Raw genomic sequence first — 18,574 nt, 5'->3', positions numbered from 1 at the left:
ATCAAAAGATCGCAGCCTGCGGCAGCTCCTACAGGGCTCCATGAGAAGCGGTCAATCTCTATGAATCCTTCGAAGAGTGATCTGCCTTCCCGGCTTTTGCTGAATCTTGAGCCTTGGCGCCATGCTGCACATTGGCGAATTGCATTCTCCGGTGGTCTCGACTCCACCGTCCTGCTGCATCTGCTTGCCTATCTCGCAAACACCGAATCCCTCCCGAGCCTGAGCGCCATCCATATCCATCACGGTCTTCAGGTCGCGGCAGACGCATGGCCGCAACATTGTCAGTCGGTCTGCGACGAACTGGGCATCCCGTTGCAGGTGGAGCGGGTGACGGTGCAGCCGGGGGCGAGTGTGGAGCGGGCAGCGCGGGATGCGCGGTACGCAGTGTTCAGTTCGGTGACACAAACCGATGATGTGCTGCTGACCGCCCAGCACCGCGACGATCAGGCGGAAACCTTGTTGTTCCGTTTGTTGCGTGGGGCCGGCGTGCGCGGGCTGTCGGGTATGCCGCGTCAGCGCTCGTTGGGCAAGGGCCATCTGCTGCGGCCATTGCTCGACGTCACGCGGGTTGAGCTGGAGGCCTATGCCGACGAGCATGGCTTGAGCTGGATCGAGGATCCTTCAAACGAAGATCGGCAGTACTCACGCAACTACCTGCGGCATCAAGTCTTCCCCGCATTGACCCGGCGCTGGCCACAAGCGGTGGCAACCATGGCCCGCAGCGCGGCGCATCTGACTGAAGCGCAGGGGTTGCTCGAAGAACTGGCGGACATGGATTTGCGTAACGCCAACTCTGTCAGTGAATTCGCCTGGCTGGGCTTGCGATCCCTCGAGCTGGCGTCGCTTGCGCAACTCTCCGCTGCCCGCCAGCGCAATGCCTTGAGTCATTGGCTCGAACCGCTGACCCGCCTGCCGGACACTGACCATTGGTCGGGTTGGGAGGATTTGCGCGATGCCAGCGGCGATGCCTGCCCGGTGTGGCGGCTGGCCGATGGCGAGCTGCATCGGGCTGGCGGGCGGATCTGGTGGTTGTCCGGTCGCTGGCTGCGGCCTCTGCCCAGCGCAGGGGTGTGGCTGCATCCGGCTTCACCCCTGGTAATCCCGGACAACGGCATGCTGTCGCTCACCGGGCGAATCCCCGATGGCCCGTTACAGATCCGCTATCGTGAAGGGGGAGAGGTCATGGCTTTGCCAGATCGTGGCCATCGGGATCTGAAACGTTTGCTCAATGAAAACGGCGTACCGTCGTTCGTGCGCGGCAGATTGCCGCTGCTCTACAAAGACGGGCAATTGCTGGCGGTAGCGAACCTCAACGGGCTCGATGGTGGTGCGATCGGTAACTGGCATTTGCATTGGCAGCCACTGAACGAAGATCAAGGTTTGAGCTGAAAGGGGCTTTCCGGTAGACTACGCTCCCTTCTTGATACAACTTCTGTGGATTCGCCTGAATTGCAGGAGTTGCCGATTACCAAGCAGTCTTTGCTGGGCGATTCCAAAAAATGTGTAGCGAGCAACGAACCGGTGATTCATTTCCCGGTCTGTCCCAACGCGGCGGTTTTTTTGAAAGGTGCACTGTGATTAATGCAGGTGATCGGGGGCTTCGGCCTTCCTTCGCTTTCCCCGGCGGCTCGGACCGCTTTAACGCAGACTTCTAGGGTTTTTCATGACGCGCTACATATTCGTCACGGGCGGTGTTGTTTCTTCATTGGGGAAAGGCATTGCATCGGCATCATTGGCGGCCATCCTGGAGGCGCGGGGACTTAAGGTCACCATGCTGAAGCTGGACCCGTACATCAACGTCGACCCGGGCACCATGAGCCCGTTCCAGCACGGTGAAGTGTTCGTCACCCACGACGGCGCCGAGACAGACCTGGACCTGGGCCACTACGAGCGGTTCATCCGCACGACCATGACCCAGAACAACAACTTCACCACCGGCCGTGTCTACGAACACGTGCTGCGCAAAGAGCGCCGTGGTGACTACCTGGGTGCAACCATCCAGGTGATCCCGCACATCACCGACGAAATCAAGCGCCGCATCATCAAGGGTGCCGGCGACGCAGACGTGGCCATGGTCGAGATCGGTGGCACCGTGGGTGACATCGAGTCGCAACCGTTCCTCGAGGCGATCCGCCAACTGCGTTTCGAAGTCGGCGCCAAGCGCGCGATGCTGATGCACCTGACACTGGTGCCGTACATCGCCACTGCCGGTGAAACCAAGACCAAGCCAACCCAGCACTCGGTGAAGGAACTGCGTTCCATCGGCCTGCAACCAGACGTGCTGGTCTGCCGCTCCGACCACCCGATCGATGTGTCGTCGCGTCGCAAGATCGCGCAGTTCACCAACGTTGAAGAACGTGCGGTGATCGCGCTGGAAGACGCCGATACTATCTACAAGATCCCGGGCATCCTGCACTCCCAGGGCCTGGACGATTTCGTCGTCGAGCGCTTCGGCCTGCAATGCGGCGGTGCCGATCTGTCCGAGTGGGAAGCCGTGGTCGACGCCAAGCTCAACCCTGAGCACGAAGTCACCATCGCCATGGTCGGCAAGTACATGGAGCTGCTGGACGCCTACAAGTCGCTGATCGAAGCGATGAGTCACGCCGGCATCAGCAACCGTACCAAGGTCAACCTGCGCTACATCGATTCCGAAGATATCGAGAACCAGGGCACCGCACTGCTCGAAGGCGTCGACGCCATCCTGGTACCTGGCGGCTTCGGTCTGCGTGGCGTTGAAGGCAAGATCACTGCCGTCCAATACGCTCGCGAAAACAAGGTTCCATACCTGGGTATCTGCCTGGGCATGCAAGTGGCCGTTATCGAGTTCGCCCGTAACGTGATGGGCTGGAAAGACGCCAACTCCACCGAGTTCGATCGTGCAAGCGGCCACCCGGTCGTGGGCCTGATCACCGAGTGGGAAGATGCCACCGGCGCGGTCGAAACCCGTACCGAAGCTTCCGATCTGGGCGGCACCATGCGCCTGGGTGCGCAGGATTGCCTGCTGGAGCCGGGTTCCCTGGTTCATGGTTGCTACGGCAAGGACGTGATCGTCGAGCGTCACCGTCATCGCTACGAAGTGAACAACAACCTGCTGCCGCAAATCATGGAAGCCGGTTTGAAAATCTCCGGTCGTTCCGGGGATGGCGCACTGGTTGAAGTGGTTGAAGCACCGGATCATCCATGGTTCGTCGCTTGCCAGTTCCACCCTGAGTTCACCTCGACGCCACGCGACGGTCATCCGCTGTTCAGCGGTTTCGTCAAGGCTGCGTTGGCTCAACACCAGAAGAAGGCGTAACCCCGATGGCACAGAAGATCATCCGCGTCGGCGACATCGAGATTGCCAACGACAAACCCATGGTGCTGTTCGGCGGCATGAACGTGCTGGAAAGCCGTGACATGGCCATGCAGGTTTGCGAAGAGTATGTGAAGGTCACCGAAAAGCTCGGTATCCCTTACGTGTTCAAGGCCAGTTTCGACAAGGCGAACCGGTCTTCTGTGACCTCCTATCGTGGTCCTGGCCTGGAAGAGGGCATGCGCATCTTCCAGGACATCAAGCAAGCCTTTGGCGTGCCGGTCATCACCGACGTCCACGAGCCTGACCAGGCCGCGGTCGTCGCTGAAGTCTGCGACATCATCCAGTTGCCGGCCTTCCTGTCGCGCCAGACCGACCTCGTGGTCGCGATGGCCAAAACGGGCGCCGTGATCAACATCAAGAAAGCCCAGTTCCTCGCCCCTCAGGAAATGAAGCACATCCTGAACAAGTGCGTGGAAGCGGGTAATGACCAGTTGATTCTCTGCGAGCGTGGTTCGAGCTTCGGCTACAACAACCTGGTCGTCGACATGCTCGGCTTCGGCATCATGAAGCAGTTCGAATACCCGGTGTTCTTCGACGTGACCCACGCGCTGCAAATGCCTGGCGGTCGCTCCGATTCCGCCGGCGGTCGTCGCGCCCAGGTCACCGACCTGGCGAAGGCCGGCATGAGCCAATCGCTGGCCGGCCTGTTCCTGGAAGCCCACCCGGATCCGGACAACGCCAAATGTGACGGTCCTTGCGCCTTGCGCCTGGACAAACTGGAGCCATTCCTGGCCCAGCTCAAAGCCCTGGACGAACTGGTGAAGAGTTTTCCGACGGTAGAAACCGCGTAATCCTCAATTCTCCGGTAAAGTACCGCACGATTTAACGCCCAGGCCCTCGGGCCTGAGCCTTGTCGTCTGCAAGACTGCCCGCTGCACCTCGCTTGCCGACGATCAAAGATTTCCTACAGCTGCGTCGTTTTCGTCAACTTTGGAGTGTTTACAACAATGGCTAAAATCGTCGACATCAAAGGTCGTGAAGTTCTCGACTCCCGTGGCAATCCCACCGTGGAAGCGGATGTGCTTCTCGATAACGGCATCATCGGCAGCGCCTGCGCGCCGTCCGGTGCTTCCACTGGCTCGCGTGAAGCGCTCGAGCTGCGTGATGGCGACAAGAGCCGTTACCTGGGCAAGGGTGTTCTGAAGGCCGTAGCCAACATCAACGGTCCGATCAAAGACCTGTTGAAAGGCATGGACCCAAGCGACCAGAAAGCGCTCGATCTGGCAATGATCAAGCTCGACGGTACTGAAAACAAAGGTTCCCTGGGCGCCAACGCGATCCTCGCCGTTTCCCTGGCTGCCGCCAAGGCCGCAGCACAGGACCAGGACCTGCCGCTGTATGCTCACATCGCCAACCTGAACGGCACCCCGGGTGTCTACTCGATGCCGGTTCCGATGATGAACATCATCAACGGCGGCGAGCACGCCGATAACAACGTCGACATCCAGGAATTCATGGTTCAGCCGGTTGGCGCCAAGTCTTTCTCGGAAGGTCTGCGCATGGGCACCGAGATTTTCCACCACCTCAAAGCCGTACTGAAGGCCCGTGGCCTGAGCACTGCCGTCGGTGACGAAGGTGGTTTCGCGCCGAACCTGGCTTCCAACGAAGACGCTTTGAAAGTGATCTCCGAAGCCGTGGCCAACGCCGGTTACAAGCTGGGCACCGACGTGACCCTGGCCCTGGACTGCGCGGCCAGCGAATTCTACGAAGACGGCAAGTACAACCTGTCCGGCGAAGGCCAGGTGTTCACCGCCGAAGGTTTCGCTGACTACCTCAAAGGCCTGACCGAGCGTTATCCGATCATCTCCATCGAAGATGGCCTGGACGAGTCCGACTGGGCTGGCTGGAAGATCCTCACCGACAAGATCGGCGAGAAGACCCAACTGGTAGGCGACGACCTGTTCGTCACCAACACCAAGATCCTGAAAGAAGGCATCGACAAGAAGATCGCCAACTCGATCCTGATCAAGTTCAACCAGATCGGCACCCTGACCGAAACCCTGGAAGCCATCCAGATGGCCAAGGCTGCCGGTTACACCGCCGTGATCTCGCACCGCTCCGGCGAAACCGAAGATTCGACCATTGCCGACCTGGCCGTGGGCACCTCGGCTGGCCAGATCAAGACCGGTTCCCTGTGCCGTTCCGATCGCGTTTCCAAGTACAACCAACTGCTGCGTATCGAAGAGCAGTTGAACGGCAAGGCCAAGTACAACGGTCGCGGCGAATTCCGCGGCTGAGTAAGTACGTGGTAAAAAAGACACCGGATTGTGTCGGAAAAATCGCTACAGCGACGTTTTTGCCACTAATCTGATGCCTTATCAGCACAAGCCTGGTTCTTCCAGGCTTCGTGCTATCAGAAGCTTCACGTTTGGCATGGCTGTCTTTTTTCACTGGATACCTGATATTCGATGCGCAGTCCCAATTGGTTGTTCCTCATCTTGCTTTTGTTGCTGGCTGGCCTGCAGTACCGCCTGTGGGTGGGAAACGGCAGTCTGGCGCAAGTGGCCGAGTTGACGCAGCAGATCGCGGATCAGCAAGCTGAGAACCAGACATTGCTGGAGCGCAATCGGGTAATGGACGCCGAAGTCAGTGAGTTGAAAAAGGGCATGGAGACCGTTGAAGAACGGGCTCGCCATGAACTGGGCATGGTCAAGGATGGTGAAACCCTTTACCAGCTGGCGCAATGAACCAGACGTTACCGGCCTTCTGGGCCGTGATTCCTGCCGCGGGCGTCGGTGCCCGTATGGCCGCGGACCGTCCCAAGCAATACTTGCATCTGGGCGGGCGCACTATTCTCGAACACAGCCTCGGCTGTTTCCTTGATCATCCTTGCCTGAAAGGCCTGGTGGTCAGTCTTGCTGTCGACGATCCTTATTGGCCGAACCTGGCGTGTGCCAGAGATCCGCGTATTGCCCGGGTCGAAGGCGGTTCCGAACGTTCCGGGTCGGTGCTCAATGCCTTGCTGCACCTGCATGCGCAGGGCGCTGATAATGAGGATTGGGTACTGGTTCACGATGCCGCACGGCCGAACCTAAGTCGTGACGATCTGGACAAGCTGCTGGCTGAACTGGCTGACGACCCTGTCGGCGGACTGCTGGCGGTTCCGGCACGGGATACGCTCAAACGGGTCGACAAGCACGGTCGTGTGCTCGAAACCGTGGATCGCAGTGTGATCTGGCAGGCCTACACGCCGCAGATGTTTCGCCTTGGGGCGTTGCATCGGGCATTGGCGGACAGCCTGGTGGCCGATGCCGTTATTACCGACGAAGCTTCGGCCATGGAGTGGGCCGGTTCGGCACCACGCCTGATCGAAGGGCGGTCCGATAACCTCAAGGTGACGCGTCCCGAAGATCTTGAATGGTTGAGGCAGCGTTGGGCTAATCGTCGTTAAAAGATCGCAGCCTGCGGCAGCTCCTACAGGGATCGGGTACGGATCCCCCCTGTAGGAGCTGCCGCAGGCTGCGATCTTTTAATCTCAAACCCGATACTCCGGCCGCTCGGCCAACCCTTCCTTCAAAAAATCCACCAACTTGCGCACCTTCGGCGACAAATGCCGTTGCTGTGGATAAAGAGCCCAAACCGCGGTGTTCGGCGGTTGAAGCGCCTCCAGCAGCGAAATCAATGCGCCGCTCTTCAAATGCTCCAGCACGTAATAGTCCGGCAACTGACACAGCCCCACGCCCTGTAGCGCCGCGTCCAGTACCGCTTGCCCACTATTGCAGCGCCAGTTTCCCTGGACTCGCTGGGAAAATTCCCGCCCGTTCTGTTCCAGTTGCCAGAGATCCGAACTGCCGACAAGGCAGTTGTGGCGGCTCAGTTCCGACAGGCTGTGCGGCCGGCCGTAGCGCTCAAGGTAGGAGGGTGATGCACAGAGAAACATGCGCCGTGGCGCGAGGCGGGTGGCCACCAGCCGTGAATCCTGTAAGCGCCCGAGGCGGATCGCCAGATCGAGGCCATCATGTACCAGGTCGAGTTGCCGGTTGGTCAATTCGATATCGATGCGCAGCTGCGGATACAGCCCCATGAAACGGGTCACCAGCGGCACGATGAAGCGTTCACCGTAAGCCACGGCGCACGTCATGCGCAGCATGCCTTTGGGTTCGCTGGTCAAGTCGCCCACCGCGCGCAGCGCCTCTTCGCGGCCGTCCTGCAAGCGTTGGCAATGTTGCAGGAAAGTTTGCCCGGCCTCGGTCAGCGCGACCCGGCGAGTGCTGCGGTAGAGCAAACGGGTTTGCAGGCGCTCTTCGAGGCGGACGATTTGTCGACTGATATGGGAGGACGAAACCCCCAGGCGTTCCGCCGCAGCGGTGAACTGGTTGCACTCGGCAACGGCGACAAACTCGTCGATCCCTTCCCAGCGGTTTTCGGACATCGATGATTATCCCTGTGTGGCAATAATATTTTGCATTTGCGTCGATTATTCATCGATGGGCCGTGTATTACACTCCCTGTCTCGTTTTTATTCACTGGAGAGCCATCATGATCAAGTCGCGCGCCGCCGTTGCCTTCGAGGCCAAGAAACCCCTCGAAATCGTTGAAGTCGATGTCGCCATGCCCAAGGCGGGCGAAGTCTTGCTGCGCGTGGTGGCCTCTGGTGTCTGCCATACCGATGCCTACACCTTGTCCGGCGCTGATCCGGAAGGCATCTTCCCGTCGATCCTCGGTCACGAAGGCGGGGCGATCGTTGAAGCCATCGGCGAAGGGGTGACTTCCGTGGCGGTAGGCGACCATGTGATCCCGCTGTACACCCCGGAATGTCGCCAGTGCAAATTCTGCCTGTCGGGCAAGACCAACCTCTGCCAGGCGATTCGCGCGACCCAGGGCAAAGGCTTGATGCCGGACGGCACTTCGCGTTTTTCCTACAAGGGCGAAACGATTTTCCACTACATGGGCACTTCGACCTTTTCCGAGTACACCGTACTTCCGGAGATTTCCGTTGCGAAAATCGCCAAGGACGCGCCACTGGAAAAAGTCTGCCTGCTGGGCTGCGGTGTCACTACCGGTATCGGTGCCGTGCTCAACACCGCCAAGGTGAAACCGGGTGATACCGTGGCCATTTTCGGCCTCGGCGGCATCGGTCTGTCGGCTGTGATTGGCGCGGTCAAAGCCAAGGCTGCCCGCATCATCGCCATCGACATCAACCCGGCGAAGTTCGAGATCGCCAAACAGCTGGGTGCAACCGATTGCGTGAACCCGAAAGACTTCGATCGTCCGATCCAGGAAGTCATCGTCGACATGACCGACGGCGGCGTCGACTTCTCCTTCGAGTGCATCGGCAACGTGCAACTGATGCGCGCGGCACTGGAGTGCTGCCACAAGGGTTGGGGCGAGTCGGTCATCATCGGTGTTGCCGGTGCCGGCCAGGAAATCTCCACCCGTCCGTTCCAGTTGGTCACCGGCCGCGTCTGGCGCGGTTCGGCGTTCGGCGGTGTGCGTGGCCGTACCGAGTTGCCGAGCTATGTGGAAATGGCCGAGACCGGTGAGATTCCGCTGGATACCTTCATCACCCACACCATGGGCCTGGAAGATATCAACAAAGCGTTTGACCTGATGCATGAAGGAAAAAGCATCCGCTCCGTCATCCATTTCTGAGGTCTGTCATGAGCCTGGAAAACATCTCCTGCCAGAAAAGCTTCGGTGGCTGGCACAAACGCTATCGCCATCGCTCACAAGTGCTTGGCTGCGACATGGTGTTCGCCGTCTATCTGCCGCCGCAGGCGGAGCAGGGCGGCAAGCTGCCGGTGCTGTACTGGTTGTCCGGCCTGACCTGCACCGACGAGAACTTCATGCAGAAGGCCGGCGCCATGCGCATGGCCGCCGAGTTGGGGCTGATCATCGTCGCACCGGACACCAGCCCTCGCGGTCCTGATGTGCCGGGCGATCCGGATGGTGCCTGGGACTTCGGCCTCGGCGCCGGGTTTTATCTGAATGCCACCCAGGAACCCTGGTCGCGACACTATCGGATGCATGACTACGTTGTGCAGGAATTGCCGACATTGGTTGAAGCCCATTTCCCGGCGTCGGACAAGCGTGGCATCAGCGGACATTCCATGGGCGGCCACGGCGCGCTGGTCTGTGCGTTGCGCAATCCAGGGCGTTATCGTTCGGTATCGGCGTTCTCGCCCATCAACAATCCGATGGATTGTCCCTGGGGGCAGAAAGCCTTCTCCCGCTACCTGGGAGAGGACCGTTCGAAATGGCGTGAATGGGATGCCTGCGCGTTGATTGCCGAGGCTGATGAAAAGTTGCCGCTGCTGGTCGACCAGGGGGATCGCGACGATTTTCTCTCCACCCAGCTCAAGCCTGAAGCCTTGCAACAGGCGACCAAACTGGCCGGTCATCCGCTGACGTTGCGCCTGCAACCGGGCTATGACCACAGCTATTTCTTCATCGCCAGTTTCATCGAAGAGCACTTGCGGCATCACGCGCATGCTCTGGTTGGCTAATGCAGGTAGAATCACGCCCTGACAAAAATCGGGGCGTTTTTTTATGCGTATTGGCCACGGCTATGATGTGCACCGTTTCGCTGAAGGCGATTTCATCACTCTGGGCGGCGTGCGCATTGCACACAGCTTCGGGCTGCTCGCCCACTCTGACGGTGACGTCCTCTTGCACGCCTTGAGCGATGCCTTGCTCGGCGCCGCGGCGCTGGGCGACATCGGCAAGCATTTCCCGGATACCGACCCGCAATTCAAGGGCGTCGACAGCCGTGAGCTGTTGCGTCACGTCGTCGCGCTAGTCCATGCCAAGGGCTGGAAAGTCGGCAACGTCGACAACACCATCGTCGCCCAGGCGCCGAAAATGGCCCCGCATATCGAATCGATGCGCGCGCTGATTGCCGCGGATCTTCAAGTAGAGTTGGATCAAGTGAACGTGAAAGCTACCACCACCGAAAAGCTCGGCTTTGTCGGTCGCGAAGAGGGCATTGCCGTGCACTCCGTTGCCTTGTTGCTGCGCGCATGAACGAACTGCAATTGCTCGGCCCGCGGGCTTACGGTGAAGCCCTCGGCACGGCCGTCCTGAAAGCGATCGCGGAAGATTTCCAGGTCGACGAAGTCCTCGACATTCCCCTCAGTGGCGAAGGCGAGCACCTGTGGATCTGGGTGGAAAAGCGCGGCCTGAATACTGAAGAGGCGGCGCGACGGATTGCCAAGGCTGCGGGCGTGCCTTTGCGTACCGTCAGTTATGCCGGGCTCAAGGACCGTCAGGCGTTGACTCGCCAGTGGTTCAGCGTTCAGCTGCCGGGCAAGGCCGACCCTGATCTGAAAGCCGCGGAAAACGATACGCTGAAGATCCTCAAGACCGCTCGCCACAAGCGCAAGCTGCAACGTGGCGCGCACTCTGCCAACGGCTTCACCTTGCGCCTGACGCAGTTCGCCGGTGACAAGCCTGCGCTTGAAGAGCGCCTGCAACTGATCGCCAGACAAGGCATCCCCAATTATTTCGGCGCCCAGCGTTTCGGCCATGACGGCGGCAACGTCGTCGATGCTCGCGCCTGGGCCGCGCGCAAGGCCTTGCCGGAACAGCGCAACGTGCGCTCGCGGCTGCTCTCCACGGCGCGCAGTTTTCTGTTCAATCAGGTCTTGGCCGCACGTGTCGCCGACGGCACCTGGCAGCGTGCCCAGGTGGGCGATCTGCTGGCGTTCACCGACAGCCGCAGCTTTTTCCCGGCGGGCGAGGCCGAGTGCAGCGACCCGCGCCTGGCGATTCTCGATCTGCACCCGACCGGTCCGCAGTGGGGCGAAGGTGACTCGCCGGCCACGGGCGCTGTCCATGAACTGGAGCAGGCCATCGCCGCACGCGAAGCGGATTTGCGTGATTGGCTGATCAACGCCGGTATGAGCCACGAACGTCGCATCCTGCGGCTGCCCATTGGCGGGTTGACGTGGCATTATCCCGAGCCTGACATTCTGCAACTGGAATTCGTCCTGCCGGCCGGATGCTTCGCCACCGTATTGGTGCGTGAGCTTGTTGATCTGGTGCCGGTGGGGCAGACGGACAGCCCATGCGTATTCTGATTTCTAACGACGATGGGGTAACAGCACCCGGTCTCGCCGCGCTTTATGCTGCGCTGGCGGATTACACCGAGTGCGTGGTTATCGCCCCGGACCAGGACAAGAGCGGCGCCAGCAGTTCGCTGACGCTCGACCGTCCGTTGCACCCGCAAACCCTGGCCAACGGCTTTATCAGCCTCAACGGCACGCCAACCGATTGTGTGCACCTGGGCCTCAACGGCCTGCTGGAGCGCGAAGCGGACATGGTGGTTTCCGGTATCAACCTGGGTGCGAACCTGGGGGACGATGTCCTGTATTCCGGCACGGTGGCGGCGGCCCTTGAGGGGCGTTTCCTGAAACGCCCTTCGTTTGCCTTTTCGCTGGTCTCACGCCAGGTAGAGAACCTTCCCACAGCTGCCCATTTCGCGCGCAAGCTGGTCGAAGCCCATGCCGAGCTGGATCTGCCACCGCGAACGGTACTGAATGTGAACATTCCCAATTTGCCGCTGGACCGTATTCGCGGTATTCAGTTGACTCGCCTGGGGCATCGCGCCCGAGCCGCAGCACCGATGAAGGTGGTAGATCCGCGGGGCAAGTCCGGTTACTGGATCGCCGCGGCGGGGGATGCCGAGGACGGTGGTCCGGGGACCGATTTCCATGCGGTGATGCAGGGATATGTTTCGATCACGCCGCTGCAGCTGGATCGCACGTTCAATGATGCCTTCAGGAGTCTGGACGGCTGGCTGGAGGGGCTGAGCTGATGGGTCGCGAACAAGACGATATGCTGCGTCGCGGTATCGGCATGACCTCCCAGCGAACCCGGGAGCGGCTCATCCAGCGCCTGTATGAAGAAGGCATCTCCAACGCGAAGGTGCTGGAGGTCATTCGCCGGACCCCGCGTCACCTGTTCGTCGACGAAGCGCTGGCGCACCGTGCCTATGAAGACACCGCGCTGCCGATTGGCAACAACCAGACCATCTCCCAGCCTTATATGGTGGCGCGCATGAGCGAGCTGCTGCTGGAGGCCGGTCCTCTCGACAAGGTGCTGGAAATTGGCACCGGGTCGGGTTATCAGACGGCGGTGCTGTCGCAACTGGTCGAGCGAGTGTTCTCGGTCGAGCGCATCAAGGTTCTGCAGGATCGGGCAAAGGAACGTCTGGTCGAACTGAACCTGCGCAACGTGGTGTTCCGCTGGGGCGATGGTTGGGAAGGTTGGCCGGCACTGGCGCCGTACAACGGGATTATCGTCACTGCCGTGGCGACCGATGTGCCCCAGGCATTGCTTGACCAGCTGGCACCCGGAGGCCGAATGGTGATCCCGGTGGGGGCCGGCGAAGTCCAGCAATTGATGCTGATCATCCGTGAGGAACAAGGTTTTTCCAGGCATGTTCTGGGGGCTGTGCGCTTCGTGCCATTGCTCAATGGGCCATTGGCCTGAGCATTTGTTTCGACGCGCTGAATTCTCTTCGATTGCCTTTGTCTTACAGCGGCATCGATTGTTTCAACGGGATTCATCTTCAGGCAGCAAACGTGTGCGCGACAGCGATTCGCCACATTAAAGGTAAAGCGTGCACGGCCCGTTATACTTGCGACAGTTCATGCCGGACTCCGGTATTTCACATTTTCAGCCACCACAGAGGGAGCGGCGGGTGAGTCTCACAGTCATTGCGCAGCGTATGAGTAAAACGAGCTTTCAGCGCCTGGTGACTGGCCTTGTCTTGAGTACATTGCTGGTCGGTTGTTCCAGCAATAAATCCAGTGATGTTCGTGTCGTGGATCGCAACAATGCCGCGGCTCAGCGTCCGGCGGTCACCACCGGGCAATACGTGGTGCGTCCCAAGGACACGCTGTTTTCCATTGCCTTCCGTTACGGCTGGGACTACAAGGCCCTGGCGGCCCGAAACAATATTCCAGCGCCCTACACCATTCATCCGGGTCAGACGATTCGCTTTGACGGTCGTACCGATTCAACGTCGACGGCGGTGGTCGGTTCGTCCAGTTCAACACCTTCGTCGTCGAGTAAAACCACGGTCATCCGTCGTTCGGCAAACGGTACGACCACCAGCACAACGACGGTTGTACCGTCCGTCGCGAGCAAGCCTGCCCCCGCTCCGTTGCCTCCCCCGGGGCCAGCCCCGACCGGCTGGGGATGGCCATCTAATGGCATTCTCATTGGAAAATTCTCTTCAAACGGTAGTTTGAATAAAGGAATTGATATCGCCGGAGATTTGGGACAGCCTGTTTTAGCTGCGTCTGATGGGACGGTGGTATACGCCGGGAGTGGCTTAAGGGGCTACGGCGAATTAGTGATCATCAAGCACAGTGAAACCTACGTCAGTGCCTACGGACATAACCGCAGGCTGTTGGTTCGGGAGGGGCAGCAGGTCAAGGTCGGACAGACAATTGCCGAAATGGGGTCAACGGGTACAGACCGGGTGAAACTGCATTTTGAGATTCGCCGCCAAGGTAAACCTGTAGATCCGCTGCAATTCCTGCCACGTCGTTGATCGCTTACCAGCCTGTTCCGTCGCGTAGAGGGGACAGGCTCCAGCGTTGCCAGGGAGAAAGGCGCCGCTTGAGCTTGAGGTCGAACTCACCAAAGGACTATAACAATGGCTCTCAGTAAAGAAGTGCCGGAGTTTGACATCGACGATGAGGTTCTCCTGATGGAGAGCGGCATCGATACGGATTCGATGTCGAATGATGAAGGGGCGGCTCCACCTTCCGTTCGTGCCAAATCCAAACACTCCGCATCGTTGAAACAACACAAGTACATTGACTACACGCGGGCACTCGATGCAACGCAGTTGTATCTCAATGAAATTGGTTTTTCTCCCCTGCTATCACCCGAAGAAGAAGTTCATTTTGCGCGCCTGTCGCAAAGTGGCGATCCGGCCGGGCGCAAGCGCATGATTGAAAGCAACCTGCGACTGGTGGTGAAAATCGCCCGACGCTATGTCAATCGTGGGCTGTCGCTGCTGGACCTGATCGAAGAGGGCAACCTCGGCTTGATCCGGGCGGTAGAGAAGTTCGATCCGGAACGCGGCTTCCGCTTCTCGACCTACGCGACCTGGTGGATTCGCCAGACCATCGAACGCGCAATCATGAATCAGACCCGGACCATCCGGCTGCCGATCCATGTGGTCAAAGAGCTGAATGTGTACCTGCGGGCTGCGCGGGAACTGACGCAAAAACTCGACCATGAACCCTCACCCGAAGAAATCGCCAACCTGCTGGAAAAACCGGTGGGAGAGGTCAAGCGCATGCTCGGCCTTAACGAGCGGGTTTCCTCCGTCGACGTCTCGCTGGGTCCGGATTCGGATAAAACCCTGCTCGACACCCTGACTGACGACCGCCCGACCGATCCATGCGAACTCTTGCAGGATGACGACCTGTCCCAGAGCATCGATCAATGGCTCTCGGAGCTGACCGACAAGCAACGCGAGGTGGTTGTACGCCGCTTCGGCCTGCGCGGTCATGAAAGCAGCACCCTTGAAGATGTCGGCCTGGAAATCGGCCTGACCCGTGAGCGGGTCCGGCAGATTCAGGTGGAAGGCTTGAAGCGACTGCGCGAGATCCTGGAAAAAAATGGTCTGTCGAGTGAGTCGCTGTTCCAATAAGGCATTCACTGCGATGGCATGAAAAACCCCGACTGGCTCGGGGTTTTTTATTGCCTGACCAAAAGACCGAATCCCCTCCGGATTTTGGTTTCGTGCTGTAAGCCCAGGCTTACACTTGCGTAAGTGTTCGTTATTTTTACACCCTGGCAATCGTCCATGTTGAACGCCTTTCGTTTTTATCTTTTTGATTTATATGGCTATTTTTTATTATTAATGACGTGTGACAGCTGGGTTTCGTGCCAAGGGGCGATTGATCCCCCAGGGGAACACTCTAATATTGAGGTTGTGTCGACGGACAGACACGTCCTTCAAGGATGAGGGATATGGAAATCGCAGGACGCGATTCATCAGGATGATGAAAAGGAATACAGGGAATAGGGAAAAAATGTGGGCGGGTCAAACCGCCCCTTTTTTTGCCCGCAGAAAAGCAAAAAGGCCCTTGTGGGGCCTTTTTCGCGAACGCGGGGGTAATCAGCGTTCGAGGTCTGCGATCTTGCCTGGCTTGCCATCCCATTCTGCGGAATCGGGCATTGGATCCTTGCGTTCGGTGATGTTTGGCCAGATATCGGCCAACTCAGCGTTCAGCTCGATGAAGTTCTCCATGCCGGCCGGAACCTCATCTTCGGAGAAGATAGCCACGGCAGGGCATTCAGGTTCGCACAACGCGCAATCGATGCACTCATCCGGGTGAATCACCAGGAAATTCGGGCCTTCGTAAAAGCAGTCCACCGGACAGACTTCTACGCAGTCGGTGTACTTGCACTTGATGCAGTTGTCGGTGACGACGAAGGTCATTTCTAATTTTCTCCTCAGGCGCGGCTTGCTGCGCCCCTTCTCGTAGGGGTCGCCAGGTTCGGGAGCGATAGTCTGCTGGCCAGGCTATTAGCCAGCAGCATCCCAAACCGCGCGAGATTCTAACAGCTTGCAAGCCGCTGCGTTAGATCCGTGTCTTCAGTGTATAGAGCAATTCGAGCGCACGCCGTGGTGTCATGTCGTCTAGATCGAGCTTGGCCAGGTCATCCAGCACCGGGTGCGGCAGACTGGCGAACATGTCGCTTTGCTGTGGAGCCGCCGGTTTACCTTTGGTCGGTGCTGGCGACTCATGGGGCAGGGCGGTGTCTTCCAGGCGGCTCAAATGCTCGCGGGCGCGGGTAATGACTTCGGTCGGTACACCTGCCAGCTGTGCCACGGCCAGGCCATAACTCTGGCTGGCCGGCCCCGGCAGCACGTGGTGCAGGAACACGATGCGTTCATTGTGCTCGGTGGCATTGAGGTGCACGTTGGCCACCAGCGGCTGGGCCTCCGGCAGGACGGTCAGTTCGAAGTAGTGGGTGGCGAACAGCGTGTAGGCACGCAGATGCGCCAGGCGTTCGGCCGCCGCCCAGGCCAGCGACAGGCCGTCGAAGGTGCTGGTGCCGCGCCCGACTTCGTCCATCAACACCAGGCTGCGCTCGGTGGCGTTGTGCAGAATGTTCGCGGTTTCGCTCATTTCCACCATGAAGGTCGAGCGCCCGCCGGCCAGGTCATCGCTGGAACCGATCCGGGTGAAGATGCGGTCGACCAGCGACAATTCGCAACTGGCCGCCGGCACGAAGCTGCCGATGTGCGCCAGCAGCACAATCAGAGCGGTCTGACGCATGTAGGTGGATTTACCGCCCATGTTCGGGCCGGTGATCACCAGCATGCGCGTGTTGTCGTCCAGGCTCAGGTCGTTGGCCACGAACGGGGTGGTCAGCACTTGCTCGACCACCGGATGGCGGCCCTGGCTGATGCGCATGCACGGTTCGCTGACGAAGCGCGGGCAGTTCAGGTCGAGGTTCAGTGCACGCTCGGCTAGGTTGCTCAAGACGTCCAGTTCGGCCAGGGCACCGGCGGTGTCCTGCAAGGGTGGCAGCTGGGCGATCAGGTCTTCGAGCAGCGCTTCGTACAGCATCTTCTCGCGGGCCAGGGCACGGCTCTTGGCTGACAATGCCTTGTCTTCGAACGCTTTGAGTTCCGGCGTAATGAAACGCTCGGCACCTTTGAGCGTCTGGCGGCGAATATAGTCGGCGGGTGCCGACTCCGCCTGCTTGCTTGGCAACTCGATGAAGTAACCGTGAATGCGGTTGTAGCCGACCTTCAGGTGCGACAGGCCGGTGCGGGCCTTTTCCCGTGCTTCTAGGTCGATCAGGAATTGCCCGGCGTTTTCGCTGAGCGATTGCAGCTCGTCGAGTTCGCTGTCGTAGCCGGTTTTCAGTACGCCGCCGTCCCGAATGACCGCGGGCGGGTTGTCGATGATGGCCTTCTCCAGCAGGGCCGCCAGTTCCGGGTAGGTACTGGTGATGCTGGCGAGTTGCTGGAGGTGCGGGGCTTCGAGCTCTGTCATTGCCACTTGCAGTTCCGGCAGTGCGCCGAGGGCGTCACGCAAGCGGGCGAGGTCGCGCGGGCGGGCGTTGCGCAGGCCGATCCGCGCAAGAATCCGCTCGATGTCACCGATTTCCTTGAGCTGCGGTTGCAGTCTCTCGAAACGGTAACCGTCGAGCAGGCAGGTGATCGAGGTCTGGCGCGCCAACAGCACCGTCAAATCGCGTAACGGGCGATTCAGCCAGCGGGTCAGCAGGCGGCTGCCCATGGCAGTCTGGCAACGGTCCACCACCGATTGCAGGGTGTTGTCGCGGCCGCCGGCCAGGTTGGTGTCGAGCTCCAGGTTGCGACGGCTGGCGCCATCGAGTACCACGGTGTCGTCCAGGCGTTCATGACGCAAGCTGCGCAGGTGAGGCAGGGCGGTGCGCTGGGTTTCCTTGGCGTAGGCCAGGAGGCAACCGGCGGCGCCGATGGCCAGGGTCAGGTTTTCGCAGCCAAAGCCCTTGAGGTCCTGGGTCGAGAATTGCTGGCACAGGCTTTTGAGCGCCGAATCGCGCTCGAAATCCCACGGCGCACGACGACGCACACCGCGGCGTTTTTCCGCCGGCAAATCCTTGGGCCAGTCATCGGGGATCAGCAGTTCCACCGGGTTGACCCGCTCCAGTTCCGCCAGCAGGTTTTCCCACCCCTTGATTTCCAGCACGCTGAAGTTGCCACTGGTGATGTCCAGCACCGCCAGGCCGAACAGACGCTCATCACCCAGGACGGCAGCGATCAGGTTGTCCCGACGCTCGTCGAGTAACGCCTCGTCACTCACCGTCCCCGGCGTGATGATGCGCACGACCTGCCGCTCCACGGGCCCTTTGCTGGTGGCCGGGTCACCGACCTGCTCGCAGATCACCACCGACTCGCCAAGCTTCACCAGTTTCGCCAGGTAACCCTCGGCGGCATGGTAAGGAATCCCGCACATCGGAATCGCCTGCCCCGCCGACTGCCCGCGGGCGGTCAGGGTGATGTCCAGCAACTTGGCGGCCTTCTTCGCGTCTTCATAGAAGATCTCGTAGAAGTCGCCCATGCGGTAGAACATCAGCTGGTCCGGGTGCTGGTTTTTCAGGCGCCAGTACTGCTGCATCATGGGGGTGTGGGAGGACAGGTCGGAGACGGCTTTATTCATCGGATTGTCAGGAAGCTCGTTGAAAGAGGTGGGGCAAAAGCGGGGCAATGGCCGGGCTTTTCCGCGATGGGCGCAAGGTTACCATGGG

17 protein-coding genes are annotated in these 18,574 nt (G+C 59.8%); 14 read left to right on the top strand and 3 right to left on the bottom strand.

From position 1 onward, the window contains the following. Positions 1-60: 60 nt before the first annotated feature. The 6 genes from tilS to ispD all read left to right on the top strand — a co-directional run bounded on the left by tilS (position 61) and on the right by ispD (position 6,746). Complete coding sequence (gene tilS / locus KW846_RS28345; RefSeq protein ID WP_218486280.1) at positions 61-1,389, top strand: tRNA lysidine(34) synthetase TilS; 1,329 nt, start codon at positions 61-63, stop codon at positions 1,387-1,389. 274 nt (positions 1,390-1,663) lie between these two features. Next, positions 1,664-3,295: a CTP synthase gene (locus KW846_RS28340; RefSeq protein ID WP_007970707.1), complete on the top strand. Its 1,632-nt coding sequence runs from the start codon at positions 1,664-1,666 to the stop codon at positions 3,293-3,295. A 5-nt stretch (positions 3,296-3,300) separates the two neighbouring features. Beyond that, entirely contained in the window at positions 3,301-4,146 is an 846-nt protein-coding gene (gene kdsA / locus KW846_RS28335; protein WP_007970708.1) for a 3-deoxy-8-phosphooctulonate synthase, read from the top strand. Positions 4,147-4,302: 156 nt separating this feature from the next. Continuing rightward, positions 4,303-5,592, top strand: coding sequence for a phosphopyruvate hydratase (gene eno, locus KW846_RS28330; protein WP_015093774.1), 1,290 nt, complete (start codon positions 4,303-4,305; stop codon positions 5,590-5,592). A 171-nt stretch (positions 5,593-5,763) separates the two neighbouring features. After that, on the top strand, positions 5,764-6,042 hold the full coding sequence (ftsB, locus tag KW846_RS28325; protein WP_116582999.1) for a cell division protein FtsB: 279 nt from the start codon (positions 5,764-5,766) through the stop codon (positions 6,040-6,042). Continuing rightward, on the top strand, positions 6,039-6,746 hold the full coding sequence (gene ispD, locus KW846_RS28320) for a 2-C-methyl-D-erythritol 4-phosphate cytidylyltransferase (RefSeq protein WP_218486279.1): 708 nt from the start codon (positions 6,039-6,041) through the stop codon (positions 6,744-6,746). The genes ftsB and ispD overlap by 4 nt, the downstream gene beginning before the upstream one ends. A gap of 84 nt (positions 6,747-6,830) precedes the next feature. On the opposite strand, the gene KW846_RS28315 is transcribed toward ispD, so the two are convergent. Further along, positions 6,831-7,727 (bottom strand): LysR substrate-binding domain-containing protein, encoded by an 897-nt coding sequence (locus KW846_RS28315; RefSeq protein WP_218486278.1) that lies wholly within the window; start codon positions 7,725-7,727, stop codon positions 6,831-6,833. Positions 7,728-7,834: 107 nt separating this feature from the next. Between KW846_RS28315 and KW846_RS28310 the strand changes: the two genes are divergently transcribed. The 8 genes from KW846_RS28310 (at position 7,835) to rpoS (ending at position 14,969) form a co-directional block, all read left to right on the top strand. Further along, positions 7,835-8,947 (top strand): S-(hydroxymethyl)glutathione dehydrogenase/class III alcohol dehydrogenase, encoded by a 1,113-nt coding sequence (locus tag KW846_RS28310; protein WP_218486277.1) that lies wholly within the window; start codon positions 7,835-7,837, stop codon positions 8,945-8,947. 8 nt (positions 8,948-8,955) lie between these two features. After that, the gene (fghA, locus tag KW846_RS28305; protein WP_007970718.1) at positions 8,956-9,801 is read left to right on the top strand and encodes an S-formylglutathione hydrolase; all 846 of its coding nucleotides are present in this window, start codon (positions 8,956-8,958) and stop codon (positions 9,799-9,801) included. A 43-nt stretch (positions 9,802-9,844) separates the two neighbouring features. After that, positions 9,845-10,318, top strand: coding sequence for a 2-C-methyl-D-erythritol 2,4-cyclodiphosphate synthase (gene ispF, locus KW846_RS28300; protein ID WP_218486276.1), 474 nt, complete (start codon positions 9,845-9,847; stop codon positions 10,316-10,318). Further along, on the top strand, positions 10,315-11,373 hold the full coding sequence (gene truD, locus KW846_RS28295; RefSeq protein ID WP_218486275.1) for a tRNA pseudouridine(13) synthase TruD: 1,059 nt from the start codon (positions 10,315-10,317) through the stop codon (positions 11,371-11,373). The genes ispF and truD overlap by 4 nt, the downstream gene beginning before the upstream one ends. After that, positions 11,361-12,110, top strand: coding sequence for a 5'/3'-nucleotidase SurE (gene surE / locus KW846_RS28290; RefSeq protein ID WP_218486274.1), 750 nt, complete (start codon positions 11,361-11,363; stop codon positions 12,108-12,110). The genes truD and surE overlap by 13 nt, the downstream gene beginning before the upstream one ends. Before the next feature lie 41 nt (positions 12,111-12,151). Further along, complete coding sequence (locus tag KW846_RS28285) at positions 12,152-12,787, top strand: protein-L-isoaspartate(D-aspartate) O-methyltransferase (protein WP_177323519.1); 636 nt, start codon at positions 12,152-12,154, stop codon at positions 12,785-12,787. Between the two features lie 211 nt (positions 12,788-12,998). Continuing rightward, on the top strand, positions 12,999-13,856 hold the full coding sequence (locus KW846_RS28280) for a peptidoglycan DD-metalloendopeptidase family protein (protein ID WP_218486273.1): 858 nt from the start codon (positions 12,999-13,001) through the stop codon (positions 13,854-13,856). Between the two features lie 105 nt (positions 13,857-13,961). Beyond that, positions 13,962-14,969, top strand: a complete 1,008-nt coding sequence (gene rpoS / locus KW846_RS28275) for an RNA polymerase sigma factor RpoS (protein WP_007970728.1) — start codon at positions 13,962-13,964, stop codon at positions 14,967-14,969. A gap of 471 nt (positions 14,970-15,440) precedes the next feature. Here the strand turns inward: rpoS and fdxA are convergent, their stop codons facing one another. Further along, complete coding sequence (gene fdxA, locus KW846_RS28270) at positions 15,441-15,764, bottom strand: ferredoxin FdxA (protein ID WP_007970729.1); 324 nt, start codon at positions 15,762-15,764, stop codon at positions 15,441-15,443. A gap of 142 nt (positions 15,765-15,906) precedes the next feature. Further along, positions 15,907-18,486, bottom strand: coding sequence for a DNA mismatch repair protein MutS (gene mutS / locus KW846_RS28265; RefSeq protein ID WP_218486272.1), 2,580 nt, complete (start codon positions 18,484-18,486; stop codon positions 15,907-15,909). Between the last annotated feature and the right edge of the window lie 88 nt (positions 18,487-18,574).

The sequence above is a fragment of the Pseudomonas sp. PDM32 genome (assembly GCF_019219225.1).
Taxonomy (GTDB): Bacteria; Pseudomonadota; Gammaproteobacteria; order Pseudomonadales; family Pseudomonadaceae; genus Aquipseudomonas; species Aquipseudomonas laurylsulfatiphila.
Note: the sequence above shows the minus strand (reverse complement) of the source record. Positions and strands in the feature narration are given on the sequence as shown.